15 protein-coding genes are annotated in these 18,348 nt (G+C 49.4%); 11 read left to right on the forward strand and 4 right to left on the reverse strand.

Annotated features, from left to right (window positions below; genetic code table 11):
- Nucleotides 1–3: 3 nt before the first annotated feature.
- Nucleotides 4–795: an MBL fold metallo-hydrolase gene (locus B5M13_RS25385; protein WP_080058338.1), complete on the forward strand. Its 792-nt coding sequence runs from the start codon at nt 4–6 to the stop codon at nt 793–795.
- Between the two features lie 54 nt (nt 796–849).
- On the opposite strand, the gene B5M13_RS25390 is transcribed toward B5M13_RS25385, so the two are convergent.
- Nucleotides 850–3,342 (reverse strand): alkaline phosphatase family protein, encoded by a 2,493-nt coding sequence (locus tag B5M13_RS25390; RefSeq protein ID WP_080058339.1) that lies wholly within the window; start codon nt 3,340–3,342, stop codon nt 850–852.
- A 175-nt stretch (nt 3,343–3,517) separates the two neighbouring features.
- Nucleotides 3,518–6,244 (reverse strand): alkaline phosphatase family protein, encoded by a 2,727-nt coding sequence (locus B5M13_RS25395; protein ID WP_080058340.1) that lies wholly within the window; start codon nt 6,242–6,244, stop codon nt 3,518–3,520.
- Between the two features lie 382 nt (nt 6,245–6,626).
- Between B5M13_RS25395 and B5M13_RS25400 the strand changes: the two genes are divergently transcribed.
- The 6 genes from B5M13_RS25400 to B5M13_RS25425 all read left to right on the forward strand — a co-directional run bounded on the left by B5M13_RS25400 (nt 6,627) and on the right by B5M13_RS25425 (nt 12,534).
- Nucleotides 6,627–7,409 (forward strand): ParA family protein, encoded by a 783-nt coding sequence (locus B5M13_RS25400; protein ID WP_020594914.1) that lies wholly within the window; start codon nt 6,627–6,629, stop codon nt 7,407–7,409.
- A gap of 120 nt (nt 7,410–7,529) precedes the next feature.
- Entirely contained in the window at nt 7,530–8,444 is a 915-nt protein-coding gene (locus tag B5M13_RS25405; protein ID WP_080058341.1) for a ParB/RepB/Spo0J family partition protein, read from the forward strand.
- A gap of 81 nt (nt 8,445–8,525) precedes the next feature.
- A complete protein-coding gene (locus B5M13_RS25410; protein ID WP_080058342.1) occupies nt 8,526–9,356 on the forward strand; it encodes a DUF5683 domain-containing protein in 831 nt (276 codons plus the stop codon).
- Nucleotide 9,357: 1 nt separating this feature from the next.
- The gene (gene dapB / locus B5M13_RS25415; RefSeq protein WP_080058343.1) at nt 9,358–10,113 is read left to right on the forward strand and encodes a 4-hydroxy-tetrahydrodipicolinate reductase; all 756 of its coding nucleotides are present in this window, start codon (nt 9,358–9,360) and stop codon (nt 10,111–10,113) included.
- 124 nt (nt 10,114–10,237) lie between these two features.
- Nucleotides 10,238–11,407, forward strand: a complete 1,170-nt coding sequence (gene lepB / locus B5M13_RS25420; protein WP_080060077.1) for a signal peptidase I — start codon at nt 10,238–10,240, stop codon at nt 11,405–11,407.
- Nucleotides 11,408–11,544: 137 nt separating this feature from the next.
- On the forward strand, nt 11,545–12,534 hold the full coding sequence (locus tag B5M13_RS25425) for an N-acetylmuramoyl-L-alanine amidase family protein (RefSeq protein WP_080058344.1): 990 nt from the start codon (nt 11,545–11,547) through the stop codon (nt 12,532–12,534).
- A gap of 1 nt (nt 12,535) precedes the next feature.
- Here B5M13_RS25425 and ung read toward each other — a convergent pair whose 3' ends face one another.
- The gene (gene ung, locus B5M13_RS25430) at nt 12,536–13,201 is read right to left on the reverse strand and encodes a uracil-DNA glycosylase (protein ID WP_080058345.1); all 666 of its coding nucleotides are present in this window, start codon (nt 13,199–13,201) and stop codon (nt 12,536–12,538) included.
- Nucleotides 13,202–13,345: 144 nt separating this feature from the next.
- Between ung and apaG the strand changes: the two genes are divergently transcribed.
- From apaG to B5M13_RS25450, 4 genes are all read left to right on the forward strand, one after another.
- Nucleotides 13,346–13,732 carry a Co2+/Mg2+ efflux protein ApaG gene (gene apaG / locus B5M13_RS25435; protein ID WP_080058346.1) on the forward strand — a complete coding sequence of 129 codons (387 nt, stop codon included), beginning with the start codon at nt 13,346–13,348 and terminating at the stop codon, nt 13,730–13,732.
- 92 nt (nt 13,733–13,824) lie between these two features.
- Entirely contained in the window at nt 13,825–14,604 is a 780-nt protein-coding gene (locus tag B5M13_RS25440; RefSeq protein ID WP_080058347.1) for an O-methyltransferase, read from the forward strand.
- Nucleotides 14,605–14,673: 69 nt separating this feature from the next.
- Nucleotides 14,674–16,041 (forward strand): monooxygenase, encoded by a 1,368-nt coding sequence (locus B5M13_RS25445; RefSeq protein WP_080058348.1) that lies wholly within the window; start codon nt 14,674–14,676, stop codon nt 16,039–16,041.
- Between the two features lie 74 nt (nt 16,042–16,115).
- Nucleotides 16,116–16,757, forward strand: coding sequence for a LysE family translocator (locus tag B5M13_RS25450; protein WP_080058349.1), 642 nt, complete (start codon nt 16,116–16,118; stop codon nt 16,755–16,757).
- 137 nt (nt 16,758–16,894) lie between these two features.
- Here B5M13_RS25450 and xylA read toward each other — a convergent pair whose 3' ends face one another.
- Nucleotides 16,895–18,226 carry a xylose isomerase gene (gene xylA / locus B5M13_RS25455; RefSeq protein WP_080058350.1) on the reverse strand — a complete coding sequence of 444 codons (1,332 nt, stop codon included), beginning with the start codon at nt 18,224–18,226 and terminating at the stop codon, nt 16,895–16,897.
- Between the last annotated feature and the right edge of the window lie 122 nt (nt 18,227–18,348).

The following is an 18,348-nucleotide window of genomic DNA, read 5'->3' on the forward strand; positions in this document are numbered from 1 at the left end:
AGTATGTCTTTATTTATTACCTCGCTGAATTCGGGGAGCAATGGAAACTGTTATTATGTTGGCAATGAGCAGGAAGCCGTCCTGATCGACGCCGGTATCTCGTGCCGACAAACCGAAACCCGTATGCAGCAACTGGGTTTGTCGCTTCGAACGGTCAAAGCCATTTTTGTATCGCACGAGCATTCCGACCACATTATCGGCATTCCGCAACTGGCCCGAAAATACCAGCTCCCGGTTTTTATTACGCCCCACACGCTACGTCACGCCCGGCTACCCGAAAAACTGTTTCCCATTCGCCCTCTACGGGCTTATGAACCGATACAAATTGGCGACCTGAGCATTACCGCATTCCCGAAATTGCATGATGCCAGCGATCCGCATAGTTTTCTCGTCAGTTTTCAGGGTACCAACGTTGGTGTTTTTACCGACATCGGGGAGCCGTGCGAGCACGTTATTCATCATTTCCGGCAATGCCATGCCGCCTTTCTGGAGGCCAACTACGACGACGATATGCTGGAAAAAGGCCGGTATCCCTACCACCTGAAACGTCGGATTCGGAGCGAAAAGGGGCACTTATCTAACCAGCAGGCATTAGACCTTTTCCTGGCGCATAAGCCATCGTACATGAGTCACGTGCTTCTATCGCACCTCTCAAAAGATAACAACTCCCCACAACTGACCCGCGACCTGTTTACTCCGCACCTCAACGGCACCGAGCTGATTGTAGCCTCGCGTTCCGAAGCGACACCGATTTTCAGGATTAAAGCGGAGGTAGAAAACTCAGTAAGCGTTTAAGCTGTGCTTTCGTAGACACGGGGCATTTATAAGATAAGGCATTTGGCTGATCCCTTAATCGTCATCATCGCCTTCTTCCTCGTCGCCATCCATGCCTTTGCCCAGGCGAACGAATGCCCCACGACGAGGAGCAGGCATGACACTCTTCGGTCCACGGACTGTTTGCCAGACAATTTCGCTGAAGATGAGATCGTCGATATCGTCGGGATGGGTCAGGTTGAATTGCTGAGACCGCTTCGAGTTGTAATTAACCGCTACGTTTTTCTCGTTCAGATCGATGCCCGCTTCGCGTGATTTGAAGGGTGTAGCATCCACTTTTTTCGAGAAGCACCGCCACATGGGTGTAGCTGCCGCATCGTACTGACTCATGGGTTTCAGGCCTAAAATCAGTTCGATAGTTCGTAGCATCCCCGAGGTCGAATACATGGTATGGTCGACAAACCCTCGTTTAACAAACCCTCCAGCCACGAACGCAATGGATCGGTGGGCATCTACGTGATCAGGACCATTCTGTGCGTCATCTTCCAGGATAAAAACAACCGATTCATTCCAGATGGGGCTTTTCGAGAGATGCTCCACCAGTCGACCAACGGCCAGATCGTTGTCGGCTACAGCGGCATCGGGCGTGGGTAATCCGACGCGAGCCCCCGACGTATGATCGTTACCCATACGAATGGTGCTCAGCCGGGGAAGGTTGCCAGTTGCCACCAGCTTATCGAACTCGTTCTCCCAGGCCTCTTCCCGTTTTATGTCCAGATATCCCAGGTCGAACCCTTTAAAATCGGGGCAGTAATGTCCCTGCAATACCTTATCTTTCGGTTTTTCATCGGTAAACCAGCCGTAGCTTCGGTACGAAATTCCGGCCCGCTCGCAGTGATTCCAGATGAAGCCGTCGCGCGGGTAGGCAATTTCTTTCTGTCCTTCGTAATCGTAAGTACCGCCCCTACCGCCATAGCTCGTCACCCAGTTTTTTTCGACGTAATCGTTCGCATACGCTGCGGACGACCAGTTATGTCCATCGGCACTGACCTCAGCATCGACGTAGAAATTATCAAGCAGCACAAACTCTTTCGCCAGGGCATGTTGGTTTGGAGTTACTTTCTGCGGGAACAGGCACAGACTGGCGTCGCCGTTTCCTTCCGCCATATCACCCAGAATCTGGTCGTAGGTCCGATTTTCCTTGATGACATAAAACACATATTTGATCGGAGATTTGTCGCCTACCCGCATCGGAATCGGGTTGCCGGGTTCGCCTTCGGCCTGAAGCTCTTTCCGTTTGGTATAGGGCGTATTGGCATACACCAGTCGCGAGTAAGCCGATAGCAGCCCCGCATCGGGCCTGTCGATGATGGAAAGGGTTCCCTTGAATAGCCCAGCGATGTACTGCACCGGTCCCGGATTGGCCTGTGGATTAGGGCCCACCTGCTGTGGAGTTCGCGTACGAACGGGGTTTGGCCCACGCGGGTTCGCCTGCGATGAAAACCCTTTCCCGTTGGTTACAAAGATTTTTGACCCAATTACTTTAACGGCCGTCGGATACCAGCCCGTTGGAATAAATCCGCTGGACTGGCTGTGCCCTTTTCGGGTTACATCGAAAACTGCCAGACAGTTATTATCCGCATTGGCAATGTACAAGGTATTTTCGTCGTCGCTCAGGGCGAGTCCGTTCGGCGTAGTGCCTACGGGTGCATTGGGAAAAAGCGATGCAGTGAGGGTTTCGATGACCTGCCGTTTTGCCACATCAAGCAGGGCGACAGTGTTATCGTTCCCATTGGCCACAAACAAGTACTTCCCATCGCGGGTCAGCAACAGGTCGTTCGGATTTTTGTTGGTCGCGATCTCAGCGGTTACGGCCTGGGTGGCGGTGTTAATAACCAGCACTTTTGCCCCTCCCCATACTGACACAAACAGTTCCGTTTTATCGGGCGAGAGCAGGCAGGTGTACGCAGCCGCTCCCAGATTCAATTTCTGAACGGTTTTCCGGGCTTTTGTATCGACAATATAGAGTGAGCTATCCTCTTTCGTGACAACGTACAGCCGGTTTTTAGCGGCATCGACACACAGTCCTGCCGGAGAAATTTTCACCGGCCACGGCTTGCCCAAACTGATCGGTTCATCGGCTTGCAGATCGCCGTTGTTGAGTTTATACACCAGAATTTTATTGTCATTCCCACCCGATGCATAGATCCATTTTTCATCATCGCTGAAGGCCAGTCCGAGGTAGGCTTTCCCGACTTTAGCGGTATCGATAATTTGCTCGGTTTGGGCATCGATCAGGGTAATACTCTGCGTACTCTGCCCATTGTTGGTAACGGCCAGGTATTTCTTCGATGGCGATACAACCAGGTTAAGCGGCAGATCGTCGAGTTTGAGGCTGCGACCCGGTGGGGTCAACGCCCAGCCATTGGGCAGCTTCACCCGCGTAGCCGCTAGTTTTTGGTAGGCTTCGGCCTCGTCTGAGGACGAAACATTTCGTCGGCAGCTACCAGCCAGCAGGAGAGCCAGCAGCACACCGAGACTGTAAATAATACCAGAACGATTAACCATGATTGACATATTTAGGGCGTGATCAAATCTAAGGAGTTGGCTCAAGTCAGCAGTTTACCTACCTCGCTGGGCGGGTTCTTAAACCCTCCCTCACACAGGATTCTCAAGATTGCAAGATTGATATGGTGCAAAATTCATCCTGCAAATCTTGTGGATACTGTTAGAAAATTAAAATCTAATCGTCGTCATCTTCCTCCTCGGCTCCTGCCAGTTCGGCGGGATACCGTTTTTTACCCTTGGCCGCAAACCATAAAATTCGGTTCAGCAGGTCATCGTGTCCACGGTCAATCTGGTAAAACCCATGCTTGATGGACTGGTTGGCAAACCGAAGTGCTGGTCCTTTCAACCCGGTTGGTGATGGGTTCATTTCGGCCAGATTGACCCGGTTAGGCAGAACCTTGTACGCAAATGATCGATCGGGCTGGTCAGTAAAACAGTCGAACATAGGCAGGGCCGTTGCGTCGATCACATTCATGGGCGGCAATCCCAGAATCTGCTCCATCGTTCTGACCATCGATGTCTGGTTGTAATTCGTATGAACGGTTTTCTTCAGGCGGGAATACTGACTGACGATATAGCCTGTTGTTCGGTAAGCCGATACGTGGTCCCAACCCGCCTGAGAATCATCTTCCGTAATGAAAATGACCGTCGATGCGGCAAAGCGGCTGTGCGTAATGGCGTCGACAATCCGGCCCACCGCCAGATCGTTATCAGCTACCATGGCCCTGGGCACCGGAAACGCAGGGTTCAAGCCCGACGTATGGTCGTTGGGCAGCGACATCACCATCAGGTTCGGCAGATCGGCATTGGGGTTCGCTTCAATTTCCTTCAGTTCCTTGATAAACGCATCAGCCCGCATCTGGTCACTGATATTCTCATCGTCGCAACCTGGAAAGTCCATCGACAAATAGGGCCGGATGCGCGAAATGGTCGTGGTATTCGTATAGGAGAATGGCTTGCTCTCCTGACGCATCTGGTAGAGATTTTTCCAGTTATACTGCTTGCTATCGAAATGGCAGGTACAGGCTTCCCCATAGAGCCGAACGGTTTTGCCGTGATCAAGCGCATTATTCCAGATCAGCCCTTTTTTGTCATACACTAATGCATCGTATAAGACGTGGGGATAGCTTCGGAACCAAGCCCGGACGTTCTTCTCGGTATAATCGGTCACCATAGCAGCACTGGCCCAATGGTGGCCCTCCGCCGACGATTTGCCCGATACGTGGTAATTATCCATGAGCAGATAGTCACGGGCAATCCGGTGCTGGTTGGGCGTTACGCTATCACCGAAAATACAGAGATCAGGCATTCCTTTTCCCTCCGGCATGTCGCCCAGTACCTGGTCATACGTCCGGTTTTCTTTAATGATGTAGAGTACATGCTTAAAAACCGATGGCTCACCAATTCGCTCAGGAACGGGCCGAGGGGCCACATTAGGCCGGGGAGCCTGTTCGGTCAGCGAAAGCCGAAACTGAAGACTCTGCTGTTTGACTTTATCTGTGTAGACGTCTAGCTGACTCTCCGTTGGCAGCGGAATGAACGAGATGGAAGCCAGTTGCTTGTGCGAGTTAAAGGCGCTCAGTTCCTTTTTGGTCGGCTTTCCACCCTGATCGACGGGATTCGCAATTCGGGGGCCAATCGCTTCCAGATTCGTTACGTAGATTTCGCCGTTGTTGAGCACCAGCCCGGATGGATACGCCTGCGTCGGAATATACCCTTTAATCTGATGGTTATCTTTACCGTTTGTTGAGGCAGTCTTCCCCAGCGCAACCACACAGACGGCGTTATCCATACCATTGGCCACATACAGCGTCGTTCCCTGCGGATCGATAGCCAGTGCATTGGGCGTGCTGCCGATGTAGCCATTACCCCGGTTGAATAATCCGACAAAAATGGAGTCGGTCACCTGTTGTTTCTGGGCATCAATGACCGACACATGATCGCTATTGCCATTGGCCACGTACAAAAATCGTCCATCGGGGCTGCTAATGATGGCGTTGGGGTGCAGACCGACCGACAACTCCGTTTCGGGTTTACCCTGCTGAAGCTCAATAACCGAAACCGTACCCCGTGCCATCGCTCCCGTTTTTGGATCAACGTAGGCACTCCCCCAGGGAACACCCGCCGTTTCAAAACCATTGGTAGGGTCAGGCACAGGCCCGGCCCAGTTAGTTACGTAGGCTTTCTGCCCGAGCAATGTCAGCCCATAGGGGGCAACACCAGTAGGAGCCGTCCAAATGGTGTGCTGATCCCTAACCCGGATTTTTACGAGCTGATTATTCCCGTTAAGCACCGTATATAGATATAACTCGCCCGACTCTTCCCGCACAGCCACTTCATTCGGTAGAGCAATGGTAGCTGGAGCCAGCGGCTCAAACGGAAACGTCCGAACCAACCGGGCGCGAGAGCCATCCCAAACAGCCTGCACCACATACGAATTGGGCTTGCCGCGTCCACCGGCACCCCAGAAAATATAGGTCGAATCGTGGTGAACGATGGCTTTTATACCCGAAAACGAACTCATACTCCCGCGCAGGTTCGAGGCTTTGGCATACTCCCAGCGCGAAATAAGCTGATGGGCGTTAGCATCAAAAAAAGCCACGCCATACCGATCTTCGACCGCTAACGTTTTGCCATCGGGAAGCAATACAGCATCCAGGCTATGATTTTCCTGGCTCGCATCCCCAAAACTAACCGACTGCCCGGCCGCATCGATAATCCGGTTATAGGGCATCAGGAAAGGCGACTTCAGATTGTAGAGCGTACTATCATCCGTTGCGGTTTTGTAAGCGGATGGTCCGTAGCCAGACGACGGATTCAACGAATGACGGCATCCTTGCAGAAGCGTAACAATAAACAGGGTAGCCAGCCCGTAGAGAATTGATGTAAAATAGGTATTCATAAGACGCAATTGCCAGCGGAGCCAGAAAGATAGCCAAAGAATCGCTATCCGTCGGTAAATCGCAACGATACGCCTTACGATTTAACAGTATGCAAACATATATCAACTCGCCAAAGAAACCGACGATGTATCCCAATGGCTCAGTCACTTATCAACTTGTTGCACAGCCCTTAGCTTCCCACCCTGATTAATTCTTTATTATTTTTTTCTGCCTTTTTTATCGTAATGGTAGCCATTTCGCATGATCGGACACTTTTTGCCCCTTTTTGTCTCTGTATCAAGAGCATTTTATACGGAATAAAATTTTGTGGAACATTCCGTGGAACATTTCTTGCTTTCGTGAAAACTATCCGGCATCTTTGGACCTGCAACGTACAGACCGATGGGTAAAGTCATTGCTATCGCCAACCAAAAGGGGGGCGTCGGTAAAACTACAACAACGATAAATCTGGCCGCCAGTTTGGCCGCCCTCGAATTTCAGACGCTCATTGTTGATGCAGATCCTCAGGCGAACTCCACGTCGGGACTGGGATACAATCCGAAGGAAATCGAAAACAGTATTTACGAATGCATGGTCGAAGGTGTTCGGCCGCAGGATGCTATTATCCAGACGGACTTCCCGAACCTGGACCTGCTGCCTTCCCACATCGACCTCGTAGGTGCTGAAATCGAAATGATTAACCTCCAGAATCGGGAGGATAAGATGAAAGAAGCACTCGGTAGCCTGCGCGATGAGTACGACTTCATTATCATTGACTGTTCGCCTTCGCTCGGATTGATCACCATCAACAGTTTAACGGCTGCTGACTCGGTTATTATTCCGGTTCAGTGCGAATATTTTGCACTCGAAGGATTGGGCAAATTACTGAACACGATCAAAATCATCCAGTCGCGGTTAAATACGCATCTGGCCATTGAAGGCATTCTGCTGACCATGTATGATTTGCGGGTTCGGTTGTCGAATCAGGTGGTAAGTGAAGTAACAAGTCACTTCCAGCAAATGGTGTTCAACACCATCATTCCGCGAAATATTCGGCTAAGCGAATCACCCAGTTTTGGGGTTCCGGCCCTGGCTCAGGATGCCGACAGTAAAGGAGCAGTCAGTTATTTAAATCTGGCTCGTGAGATTTTGATTAAAAATGGCATGATGCCACAAGAAGCTTAAAATATGTATGATGTATGGTGTATGATATATAACGTATAAGGATGCCTGCTCACCCACAGTGGCCATACATTCTGTACCCTATATCGTATATCATACATCTTATATCATACATCTTTACGCATGGATAACACCAAAGCACCGAATAAGAAGATGATAGGATTGGGCCGTGGCTTAGGTGCCTTGCTGCACGATACCGAAGCGGTCAACCGACAGTCGAAACCGTCTCCGTACGAATCCATCAGTACGATGACTGAAATCAGTCTGTCGCTGATTGAAACGAACCCCTTTCAACCTCGTACCCGATTCGATGAAGAAGCTCTCCAGGAACTTGCCGATTCGATTCGGACACAAGGTATCATACAACCGATTACTGTTCGGCAACTAGGCAAAGAGCGCTATCAGCTCATTGCTGGTGAACGCCGTTTGCAGGCCTCCAAAATAGCCGGTCTTACGCATATACCTGCGTATATCCGCACAGCCAATGACCAGCAAATGCTGGAGATGGCGCTAATCGAAAACATTCAGCGTGAAAACCTCAACGCCATCGAAATTGCCCTTAGCTATCAGCGACTCATTACCGAATGCAGTCTGAAGCAGGAAGAGCTAGGCGAACGGGTAGGCAAAAACCGGACAACCGTCAATAACTACATCCGTCTGCTGAAGCTTCCGCCCGTGATACAGGCGTCTCTTCGCGACAATAGAATTTCGATGGGCCACGCACGGGCCATTATCAACATCGAAAATCCTGAAACACAAATTCGACTTTTTACGAAAGCCGTTGACGAAGAATGGTCGGTGCGAAAAGTGGAAGAAGCCGTTCGGAATTTATCCGATGGAATCGAAGAAACCACTAAAAATCGGCGGATAACGCTACCCAAGCAGGAAATCCGCAGCCTTCAGTTCAAGCTATCCTCCCTGTTCGGTACCCGCGTATCGATCAAAGCCGACGAGAAGCATAAGGGCGAAATCAAAATTCCGTTCACCTCGCAGGAGGAGTTGGCCAAAATCCTGGAAGTACTGAATTCTCAGAGTTGAACACATCGATTAGTCGTGTTAAATTACCTTAAACGGGTAGACCAACGAATCCAGGCCAATGGGTTCGGACGTTGTCTATGTATGAATTCATTATCAACTTCATGCATTGCTGCACTGTTAGTCGTTTTAACAGCTGGCGCGCTCTTTGCCCAAAGCCCAGCTATTAAACCCGCTCCCACACCGGCCCCAACGGATTCGACCCGACAGCTCCGCTCAGCCTCCGACTCCATACCAACGACCATACGCCGAAATGGTATTCGTGTGGGCACCTCCATCCTGACTCCCGAAAACGATTCAACGTCACTGGATCGCCCCGATACTGTTCGGCTAACGGCAAAGCAGGAGCGTGAGATCCACAAAATTGTGCCCCGTAAAGCAACCATGCGGGCACTTGTTCCCATTCTGGCACTGGGACAAGCCTACAATCGGCAATACTATAAAATGCCCTTTGTATACGCGGGTTACGCCGTTATGGGGTATCTGTTCGTCAAATACCGTGGCCTGGCTCAGGAAGCGGCAACCGGCTATCGTCGACTCCTGTTCGGCGATGTGGTAGCTGGTGCCTATAACATTGGGCTTGACACTGGCATTTATCCCTCCAATCTGACTGGCGATCCTACCCTTGTAAGTGCTGAATACGTCAAACCAGAGTATGTCATTATTGGTCCGTATCAATACCGTACGGCAACAAATGCCAAAAATGCCTACGATACGTATCGGCGCTACAGAGACCTAAATGTTTTATTATCGGTGGCACTTTATGCGGTTTCAATTGTTGAAGCCAATGTAGCGGCCCACTTAAAAACCTTTGATTTATCCGACGACATTTCCATGAACGTCGAACCCAGTGTGCTACCTACCCCCGGTATTGGCTTAGTCCCCGGTGTTCGGGTAGCGTTTACGTTTAAATGATATGAATATACTTCTGCTTGGCTATGGCAAAATGGGTAAGACCATCGAGCAAATTGCGCTCGAACGGGGTCACCAGATTGCGGGCCGTATCGATGCTGATAACCACGCTGACCTGGCGAATCTCGAACCCGACGATGTTGATGTTGTCATTGAATTCAGTTCGCCCGAATCGGCAGTCGAGAACCTATCGTATTGCTTAAAACGCGGCTGGCCAGTCGTTTGCGGAACAACCGGCTGGCTGAGCCATCGCACCGAAATCGAAGCCCTGTGCCGTGAAAATAAAGGCGCTTTTTTCTACGCATCAAACTATAGTATTGGTGTCAACCTGTTCTTCCGACTGAACAAAATACTGGCTCAGTTTATGCGGAATTACCCATCGTACCATGTGTCGATGACTGAAATTCACCATACCGAAAAGAAAGATGCGCCTAGCGGAACCGCCATTACCCTGGCCGAAGGAGTACTGGAACAATTACCCCACAAACACCGCTGGGTAGTCAACGAACCCGATAAAGAGCCCGCTATTGTGGGTGAAGACGATATTGAAATCAAGTCGCTTCGTGAAGGTACGGTTCCTGGAACGCACATTGTTCGGTACGAATCAGACGTTGACCGGATCGATATTACGCATGTAGCCCACAGCCGGCAAGGATTCGCACTGGGCGCCGTTGTAGCGGCTGAGTGGCTGGTTGGACGTGAGGGCATATTTGGGATGGACGATCTGTTAGGAATGCTAACGGAGCCATCTGCGCGGTGACAAATGATGAATGGTGAAAGAAAACCGTTTCATCTTCGTAATTTCGTCATTCGTTCTGTGAGTAGCCGATTGTTTTCTAACTCAACATCGATAATTTATAATTCATAATTCATCCTTATTGAACGTGTCTGAAGTTAAAACCAAGGCCGAAGCACCGGCTAAAACCAAGAAATCGCCCATTCGGGAATGGTTCGATTCCGTCTTATTTGCGGTTGTAGCGGCTACGCTGATCCGATGGCTGTTTATGGAAGCGTTTACCATTCCAACACCTTCGATGGAAAACAGCCTGATGGTAGGCGACTTCCTGTTCGTCAGCAAATTACACTATGGTACGCGTACCCCACGGACGCCTTTACAAGTGCCGCTGACGCACCAGAAAATCTGGGGTACCGATATTCCCTCTTATAGTACGCTTATTCAGCTTCCCTCCTATCGGTTGCCGGGTTTTACGCATGTCAAGAACGGCGATGTAGTGGTGTTTAACGTGCCACCTAAATACCTCAACGACAATATCGATTATCCAGTCGATCTGAAAACCAATTACATCAAACGGTGCATCGGTATTCCGGGCGATGTGGTTGAAGTACGGATGCGTGAGGTATTTGTCAATGGCAAACCATTTCCAAAACCACCCCGTTCGGAACAGAAATACTTTGTCAAAACGACCGAGGTACTCGATGCTACGTTCTTCCGGAAGTACGACATCGTAAATGATTACCGCGACCCGAACCAGCCAACGGAAAACTGGAAACCACTCGAACAGTACGACGATTCGACCAAAACGTCGAAGCTGGTGGGTTACAGCATTAACACGACAGAGGAAGTAATTGCCAAATTCAAAGCGTTCGACTGGGTAAAAGGCATTGAACCCATGACCGAAAAGCCTGGCGAAGCGGCTCCGATGATTTATGGAGCACCCACCTTCAAATGGAATCACGACAATTTTGGCCCGCTCACCATCCCGAAAAAAGGGGTTACGATCCAGATCAATCCGCAGACCATTGCGCTGTATGGTCCGGTTATTCAACTCTATGACGGTAACGAAAAAGTTGAACTCGATTCGGCAAGTATCAAAATTGCGGGGCAACCTATCAAGTCGTATACGTTTAAGCAGGATTACTATTTCATGATGGGCGATAACCGCGATAACTCCCTCGACTCACGGTTCTGGGGCTTCGTTCCCGAAGATCACATCGTTGGAAAAGCCGTCTTCGTGTGGATGTCGCTCGATCCGAACCCGGCTAATATCTGGAATAAGATCCGCTGGAACCGACTATTCCGAACGATTGATTAACGAACGAGCCAACTAACTAAACGGTCAACCCCTGATTCTGTGCATAGAGCCACAAAATCAGGGGTTTATCATACATGCAATCTGGTGACTCTTTTGTCCGTTCTAAGTCCGAATCAAAAACGTTTTATCTCCGAAGCATGCAACAGTTATTACCCCAACGTCGTCCCAGCCATTCGATAACGCTTTTGGTTTTACTGGCTTTATTGCTTGTTCAGGGAAACAATCAGTTGGCCGTAGCTAAAGGCAAGGAAAAATCATCTGCACTTCGGACGCGCTCGGCTAAAAAACGGCTGTCGGCAACGACCACCAAACGAGCCCGTTCAGCCAAAATCCGGTCAGTCAGTCATAAATCGACTAAAAAGGCATCGGTAACAGCTAAAGTAGCAGCCAATTCGACTTCGATAGCCCTGTTGGGGCCTAAATATGCCCATGTGATGGTTAAAGATCAAACGTTGGGAGGGGCTGTTTACTATCTCGCATCAGGACACGGTGGACCTGATCCCGGCGCCATTGGTCGTTACGGAAAGTATGCGTTGGCCGAAGATGAATATGCCTATGATGTAACGATCCGACTGGCCCGCAATCTGATAGAGCATGGCGCAACCGTCTACATGATGGTTCGTGACCTTAATGATGGCATACGCGATGGAAGCGTCCTGAAACTGGATCATGATGAGGTTGCCTATCCCAATCAGGCCATTCCCTTAAACCAAACACTACGGCTCCGTCAATGTACAGATGCCGTCAATCGACTTCACCGGAAGCATAAAGAACGATATCAACGCTTCGTAACCATCCATGTCGACAGCCGGAGCGAAGGCCAGAACATCGATGTGTTTTTTTACCACCACGAAAATAGCAAAGTAGGGAAGCAACTGGCCAAACACATCCATAAAAGCTTCAAGTCGGGTTATAAGCGGAGCCAGCCGGGCCGGAGCTACCTCGGCACCGTATCGGACCGAAGCAGTCTGTACGTTGTTCGGAACAGCCACCCACCCACTGTTTTTATTGAACTGGGCAACATTCGCAACGATAAAGATCAACGACGGTTCCTGCTGGCCGATAACCGACAGGCACTAGCCAACTGGATCTGCACCGGCTTGCAAACGGATTACACGACGAGATAATCTACCATTCTATTGGCGGTAAGCCTTTGCTTTCCAGATAGGCATTTGCCTGACTAAAATGTTTGTTGCCGAACCAGCCCCCGTAATTGGCCGCCATGGGCGATGGATGCTTGGCTTTCAAGACCAAGTGCTTTTTACTGTCGATTACGGCCCCTTTCTTCTGTGCGTAAGCCCCCCAGAGCATAAATACAATGTGCTGTTTTTCGGTCGACAGTAGTTTAATGACGGCATCGGTAAAGGTTTCCCATCCTTTGCCCTGATGCGATCCGGCCTGACCAGCCCGAACCGTCAGGGTAGCGTTCAGCAGCATAACGCCCTGCCGGGCCCACCGTTCGAGATTACCCGACTTCGGAATGGGTTTACCCAGATCGTCCTGAATTTCCTTGAAGATGTTGATCAGCGAAGGCGGTTTGGGAATACCATCCGCTACTGAAAACGCGAGCCCGTTTGCCTGACCTTCACCGTGGTAAGGGTCCTGCCCCAGAATCACTACCCGTGCATCGTCGAAACTACATTTATCAAACGCGTTGAAAATCAATCGGCCGGGTGGATAAACACGTTGCGTACTATATTCATGCCGTAGAAACTCAGCTAATTCAACAAAATACGGTTTATCAAATTCGGGTTGCAGCCGAGCTTTCCACGATTCGGCAATGGATACATTCATGAATAAGGAACTGATAAGGGTTATTTGAGATTATAGACCTAAACCAGGCGCAAGGTGTTCTTTGAAATTTTTTCGCGAACGCTCTTGCGTAACAAAACTAATCAACTTAATTTTCGTTCTTAGGTTGCAAACGATACTAAATTTATGGTTTCGTCAGTCACAGAAGGCGTAAAAGTTAGCGTGAAAACAGAGTATCAGGCCGACTACTCCAGTCCGCTTCAGGCTCATTATGTTTTCACCTACCGAATCACGATTGAAAATGCCAGCGACTATACCATCCAGTTACTCCGGCGACATTGGTTGATTTTCGATTCAAACGGGACGATCCGGGAGGTCGAAGGCGAAGGGGTTGTCGGGCTACAACCCGTACTGGAACCGGGCGAAGTGCACGAATATGTATCGGGCTGCAATCTCCGGTCGAGCATCGGCAAGATGTCGGGTACCTACCTGATCGAACGAATTATCGATGGCAAACAATTTCGCGTAAACATTCCCGAGTTTACGATGGTCGTGCCCTACAAACTTAATTAATTTTGAAAAATGCATAATGGATAATGAATAATGAATGAGAGGTTGATCAACGGCCTCATTATTCATTGTACATCTTACATTATCCATTCCTTATGTTACTTCCTTACTTTCGTTACTTAAGTCGCGCCCGCGACGAACATTCGCTGCATTCTCCATTTCTCTTCTCGCTGTATACACAGGTCATTAGGTCCAGGAATGGCGCAAAAGCAGCATTTAAACCGATTCAGACACTTCGAAAGGAGCTTCGGAAGAATCCTCAACTGATTACCATTACAGACTTTGGTGCAGGCTCAAAAGTAAACACCGCTCGGCAACGTACGGTTGGTGATATTGCCCGAAACTCCCAAAAACCGGCTCGTTTTGGCCGATTGCTGTATCGGCTTATCCATCGGTTCGAAGCCCGAACCATTATTGATCTCGGCACCTCGCTTGGTATTACAACGGCTTACCTGGCCGAAGCAACCCGGTCCTTTCAGGGAAACGTTCTGACGTTTGAAGGTTGCCCGGAAACAGCGGCTATTGCCCGTCAGAATTTCGAGCAACTTGGCCTCCAAAATGTATCGCTGGTTGTCGGTAATCTGGATGAAACGCTGGCTCCGCAGGTTGCAACCAGCCCACCCATCGATTTTGTATTCTTCGATGCGAACCACCGTTATGAACCTACTGTCCGTTATTTTGAAACCTGCCTGACCAATATTCATAACGACACGGTGTTTGTATTCGACGATATTCATTGGTCGGCTGAAATGGAACAGGCTTGGCGCTATATCAAAACGCATCCATCCGTCAGCGTAACGGTCGACTTGTTCTGGGTAGGTCTGGTTTTCTTCCGGAAGGAGCAGCCAAAGCAGGATTTCATTCTTCGGTATTGATGGGCGTTTAACAGAAAAGTGCAGAAATAACGTTATCTTTCGAAGGGCTTTTTTGGCCTGAAACGGACTATGAACTTCCTGACTTATACCCGCTTAGGCCTTTGTATCGGTGTATCAGCTATATTGATCAACCTGGTGTCGTGTAGCAAAACGACAACCGACTCCCCTACTCCCACCGAAACGGCCACCTTCGATCTGATTCAACAGAAAATCTTTACCCCATCCTGTGCACTGTCGGGTTGCCACGCTTCGGAGAAAGATGCTACGTTCATTCAACACGGCCTGGTACTGGCTGAAGGGGTTGCGTATGCGAATCTGGTAGGTGTTGATCCGAAAAATTCGAATGCTAAAGCTGATGGCCTGAAACGGGTGAAAGCCTATGCGTCGCTGGAAAGTCTGCTCTACCATAAACTGAACATTGCGGCCAGCCACCACTCCGGGAAATCGTATGGCAACCAGATGCCTTTGGGGGGGAACACATTGCCCGATGGCCAGATCGAATTTGTCCGGCGGTGGATTGAAGCAGGCGCACCCAAAACAGGCACTGTAGTCGACGCAACCTTACTAACCGACAACACAGTTACCATAACACCCTACGAATCGTTATCGGTACCCGCTACTGGAACTGGCTATCAGATGGCGGTACCATCGTTCGACATTCAGCCAAATTTTGAACGGGAACTGTTTACCCGTCGGCTGGTGGGCAATACAACCGATATTTACGTAAACCGGTACGAAACCAAAATGAGGAGTGGTAGCCATCATTTTGTCGCTTACGATTTCTCGAACAAAAGTCTGCTTCCCAACCTGAACGATATTCGTGATCTCCGAAACGCTGATAACTCACTCAATGTTGTAACGGCCTTGAGCATGTCGAACCATGTTTATCTGGCTGGTTCTCAGGCGCAATACCAGAATTACGTTTTCCCGGAAGGTGCGGCTCTACTCATTCCGGCCAATGCGTCGCTCGACCTAAACTCGCACTTCGTCAATAAAACGACGTCGGTTATGAAGGGGGAAGCACAGATTAATTTCTACACGGTTGATAAATCGAAAGTGGTCAATGTGGTGCAGACATTAAATCTGAGCAATACAAATCTGAATATCCCGGCCGGAAAAACGGTTACATTGACCAAATCATTTACGTTCGACAAGCCCCGCAAAATTCTGACACTGACTTCGCACATGCACCAGTTGGGAACGAAGTTTGTGATAAAAATCAAAGGCGGTACCCGCGATGGCGAAGTAATATTCACCTCAACCGACTGGGCCCATCCCGACATCGTTACATTTACAACACCGATTGCACTCAAGAAAGGCGAAGGACTAACTTCAGAGATAACCTATACGAATACCACAGCCAAAGATGTTAGTTTCGGCCTGACGAGTGACGACGAAATGGGCATCATCTTCGGCTATTACTACGAAGACCAATAGGTTGCTTCGATAGGATATACCGGATAAAACAAGGTTTGACAAATTAAATAAATCCTGTCGAAAACGTACTGCCTATGTTCGGCATCGACAATTATCTGGCCTTCCTGCTAGCGGGCATTTTACTGAACATCACGCCCGGTTCAGATACGCTGTATATTCTGGGGCGAAGTCTGTCGCAGGGAAAGCAGGCGGGTATCTATTCGGCGCTAGGGATTTCGGCAGGCTGTTTTTTTCACAGTTGTCTGGCGGCTTTTGGGCTGTCGGCCATCATCGCAGAGTCACAATTGGCCTTCGATGTGATCAAATATACAGGTGCTGCCTACCTGGTCTACCTGGGCCTGAAAATGTTGCTTCATGAAAAAGCTACCCTGGCTATTCAGGCTACCGATAAAGCTCATAGCCCTGGTAAACTGTTTGTATCGGGTGCTTTAACCAATATTCTGAACCCGAAAGCTGCGTTATTCTTTCTAGCTTTTCTACCGCAGTTTGTTCAAAAGGAATACAGCCATGAGCCGCTTCCTTTCCTGGTGCTGGGCTTAACCTTTACGCTCACGGGAACCCTCTGGTGCCTCCTGCTGGCCCTGTTTTCGGCAAGCCTAAGCCATCGTCTGAAACAGAATCCGACGGTTCAGCAATGGTTTACCAAAGCCACTGGCAGCGTCTTTATTCTGCTGGGTCTTAAACTCACACTGGAACAGGCCAAATACGTTCATTAAACCGCGGTACGCGATGGACGCAAGGAGTTTTAGTCTTTGCGTCCATCGCGTACTGGAGGGTTATACCGTTTCTTAACAAAACAGCCCAAAAGCAGTGAGCTCTCAGGCTGTTTTGAATACCCTATCTTAGAGAAAAATTAGATATACTGATTGATAATGCTTTCGAGCCACTCCTGCTTGCCGCTACGCATCTGTGGTTCGCCATTTTCCAGCGTATAAGCGCGTAAGTCTTCCAGTGTCAGCGTTCCTTCTTCAAAGGCTTTACCCTGACCACTATCGAATGATGCATACCGTTCTGCCCGGAATTTGAGGTAATCAGACTCTTTCAGAATGGCATCGGCAGCGATAAACGCACGGGCAAAGGCATCCATACCGCTAATGTGCGCAATGAACAGATCCTCTACATCGGTTGAATTCCGGCGTACTTTCGCATCGAAGTTGATACCACCGGGCTTGATCCCACCGGCCTGCTGAATCACCAAAGCGGCTTCAACGAGTTCGTAAATGTTGATTGGGAACTGGTCGGTATCCCAGCCATTCTGGTAGTCACCCCGGTTGGCGTCGATGCTTCCCAGCATACCCGCATCGGCAGCTACCTGCAACTCGTGGTCGAAGGTATGGCCCGCCAGGGTTGCGTGGTTCACTTCAATATTCAGTTGGAAGTCTTTATCAAGTCCGTATTGGCGCAGGAAACCAATAACCGTAGCAGCATCGTAATCGTACTGATGCTTGGTGGGCTCCATTGGCTTTGGCTCGATGAAGAAGGTACCTGTAAAGCCTTGCTTACGGGCATAGTCCCGGGCAATGGTCAGAAAGCGAGCCAGGTGCTCTACTTCCCGTTTCATGTTGGTGTTCAACAACGACATATAGCCTTCGCGACCACCCCAGAATACGTAGTTCTCACCACCCAGCGCAATAGTTGCATCAATGGCATTCTTCACTTGTGTACCTGCATAGGCCAATACGGAAAAATCAGGATTCGTTGATGCACCGTTCATATAACGGGGATTCGAGAATACGTTGGCTGTTCCCCAAAGCAATTTCACCCCACTGGCGGCCTGTTTCTGCTTGCCATAGTCAACAATAGTTTGCAGGCGTTTTTCGTATTCTGCCGCCGACGAACCTTCATCAACCAGATCAATGTCGTGGAAGCAATAGTAAGGAGCGTCGATTTTGGTAAAGAATTCAAAAGCCGCGTCCATTTTGAGCTTGGCCCGTACATTGGCGTCGCTATCCTGATCCCAGGGAAATACGCGCGTACCGGGGCCAAAGGGATCGCCACCCGTTCCGCAGAAGGTATGCCAGTAGCTGATTGCAAAGCGCAATTGCTCCCGTAATGATTTGCCGTTTATGATCAGTTCGGGATTATACCATTTAAAAGCTAAGGGATTTTTGGATTTGGGGCCTTCGTAGGCAATAGCGCCAATACCTTTGAAAAACTCCTGGTCGCCAAGCGTGATGTTCGACATGATTTGGAAATTGGTTAAGCGTTAATTTTCCAGCAATTTCTATAGTGTAAAATTGACACTTATTTTTTAATTGTCAAAATGACAATTAAAAAATAAGTGTTTCTGACTTATCCTGTATATGG

The sequence above is a fragment of the Spirosoma aerolatum genome (assembly GCF_002056795.1).
Lineage (GTDB): Bacteria > Bacteroidota > Bacteroidia > Cytophagales > Spirosomataceae > Spirosoma > Spirosoma aerolatum.

What these genes read in the sequence shown, in the direction of transcription:
- B5M13_RS25400 (WP_020594914.1), top strand. Translation starts at nt 6,627, where the DNA reads ATGGGTAAAGTCATTGCTATCGCCAACCAAAAGGGGGGCGTCGGTAAA.
- B5M13_RS25385 (WP_080058338.1), top strand. Translation starts at nt 4, where the DNA reads ATGTCTTTATTTATTACCTCGCTGAATTCGGGGAGCAATGGAAACTGT.
- B5M13_RS25390 (WP_080058339.1), bottom strand. Translation starts at nt 3,342, where the DNA reads ATGGTTAATCGTTCTGGTATTATTTACAGTCTCGGTGTGCTGCTGGCT.
- B5M13_RS25425 (WP_080058344.1), top strand. Translation starts at nt 11,545, where the DNA reads ATGCAACAGTTATTACCCCAACGTCGTCCCAGCCATTCGATAACGCTT.
- ung (WP_080058345.1), bottom strand. Translation starts at nt 13,201, where the DNA reads ATGAATGTATCCATTGCCGAATCGTGGAAAGCTCGGCTGCAACCCGAA.
- B5M13_RS25405 (WP_080058341.1), top strand. Translation starts at nt 7,530, where the DNA reads ATGGATAACACCAAAGCACCGAATAAGAAGATGATAGGATTGGGCCGT.
- apaG (WP_080058346.1), top strand. Translation starts at nt 13,346, where the DNA reads ATGGTTTCGTCAGTCACAGAAGGCGTAAAAGTTAGCGTGAAAACAGAG.
- B5M13_RS25440 (WP_080058347.1), top strand. Translation starts at nt 13,825, where the DNA reads ATGTTACTTCCTTACTTTCGTTACTTAAGTCGCGCCCGCGACGAACAT.
- B5M13_RS25450 (WP_080058349.1), top strand. Translation starts at nt 16,116, where the DNA reads ATGTTCGGCATCGACAATTATCTGGCCTTCCTGCTAGCGGGCATTTTA.
- B5M13_RS25410 (WP_080058342.1), top strand. Translation starts at nt 8,526, where the DNA reads ATGAATTCATTATCAACTTCATGCATTGCTGCACTGTTAGTCGTTTTA.
- xylA (WP_080058350.1), bottom strand. Translation starts at nt 18,226, where the DNA reads ATGTCGAACATCACGCTTGGCGACCAGGAGTTTTTCAAAGGTATTGGC.
- B5M13_RS25445 (WP_080058348.1), top strand. Translation starts at nt 14,674, where the DNA reads ATGAACTTCCTGACTTATACCCGCTTAGGCCTTTGTATCGGTGTATCA.
- dapB (WP_080058343.1), top strand. Translation starts at nt 9,358, where the DNA reads ATGAATATACTTCTGCTTGGCTATGGCAAAATGGGTAAGACCATCGAG.
- B5M13_RS25395 (WP_080058340.1), bottom strand. Translation starts at nt 6,244, where the DNA reads ATGAATACCTATTTTACATCAATTCTCTACGGGCTGGCTACCCTGTTT.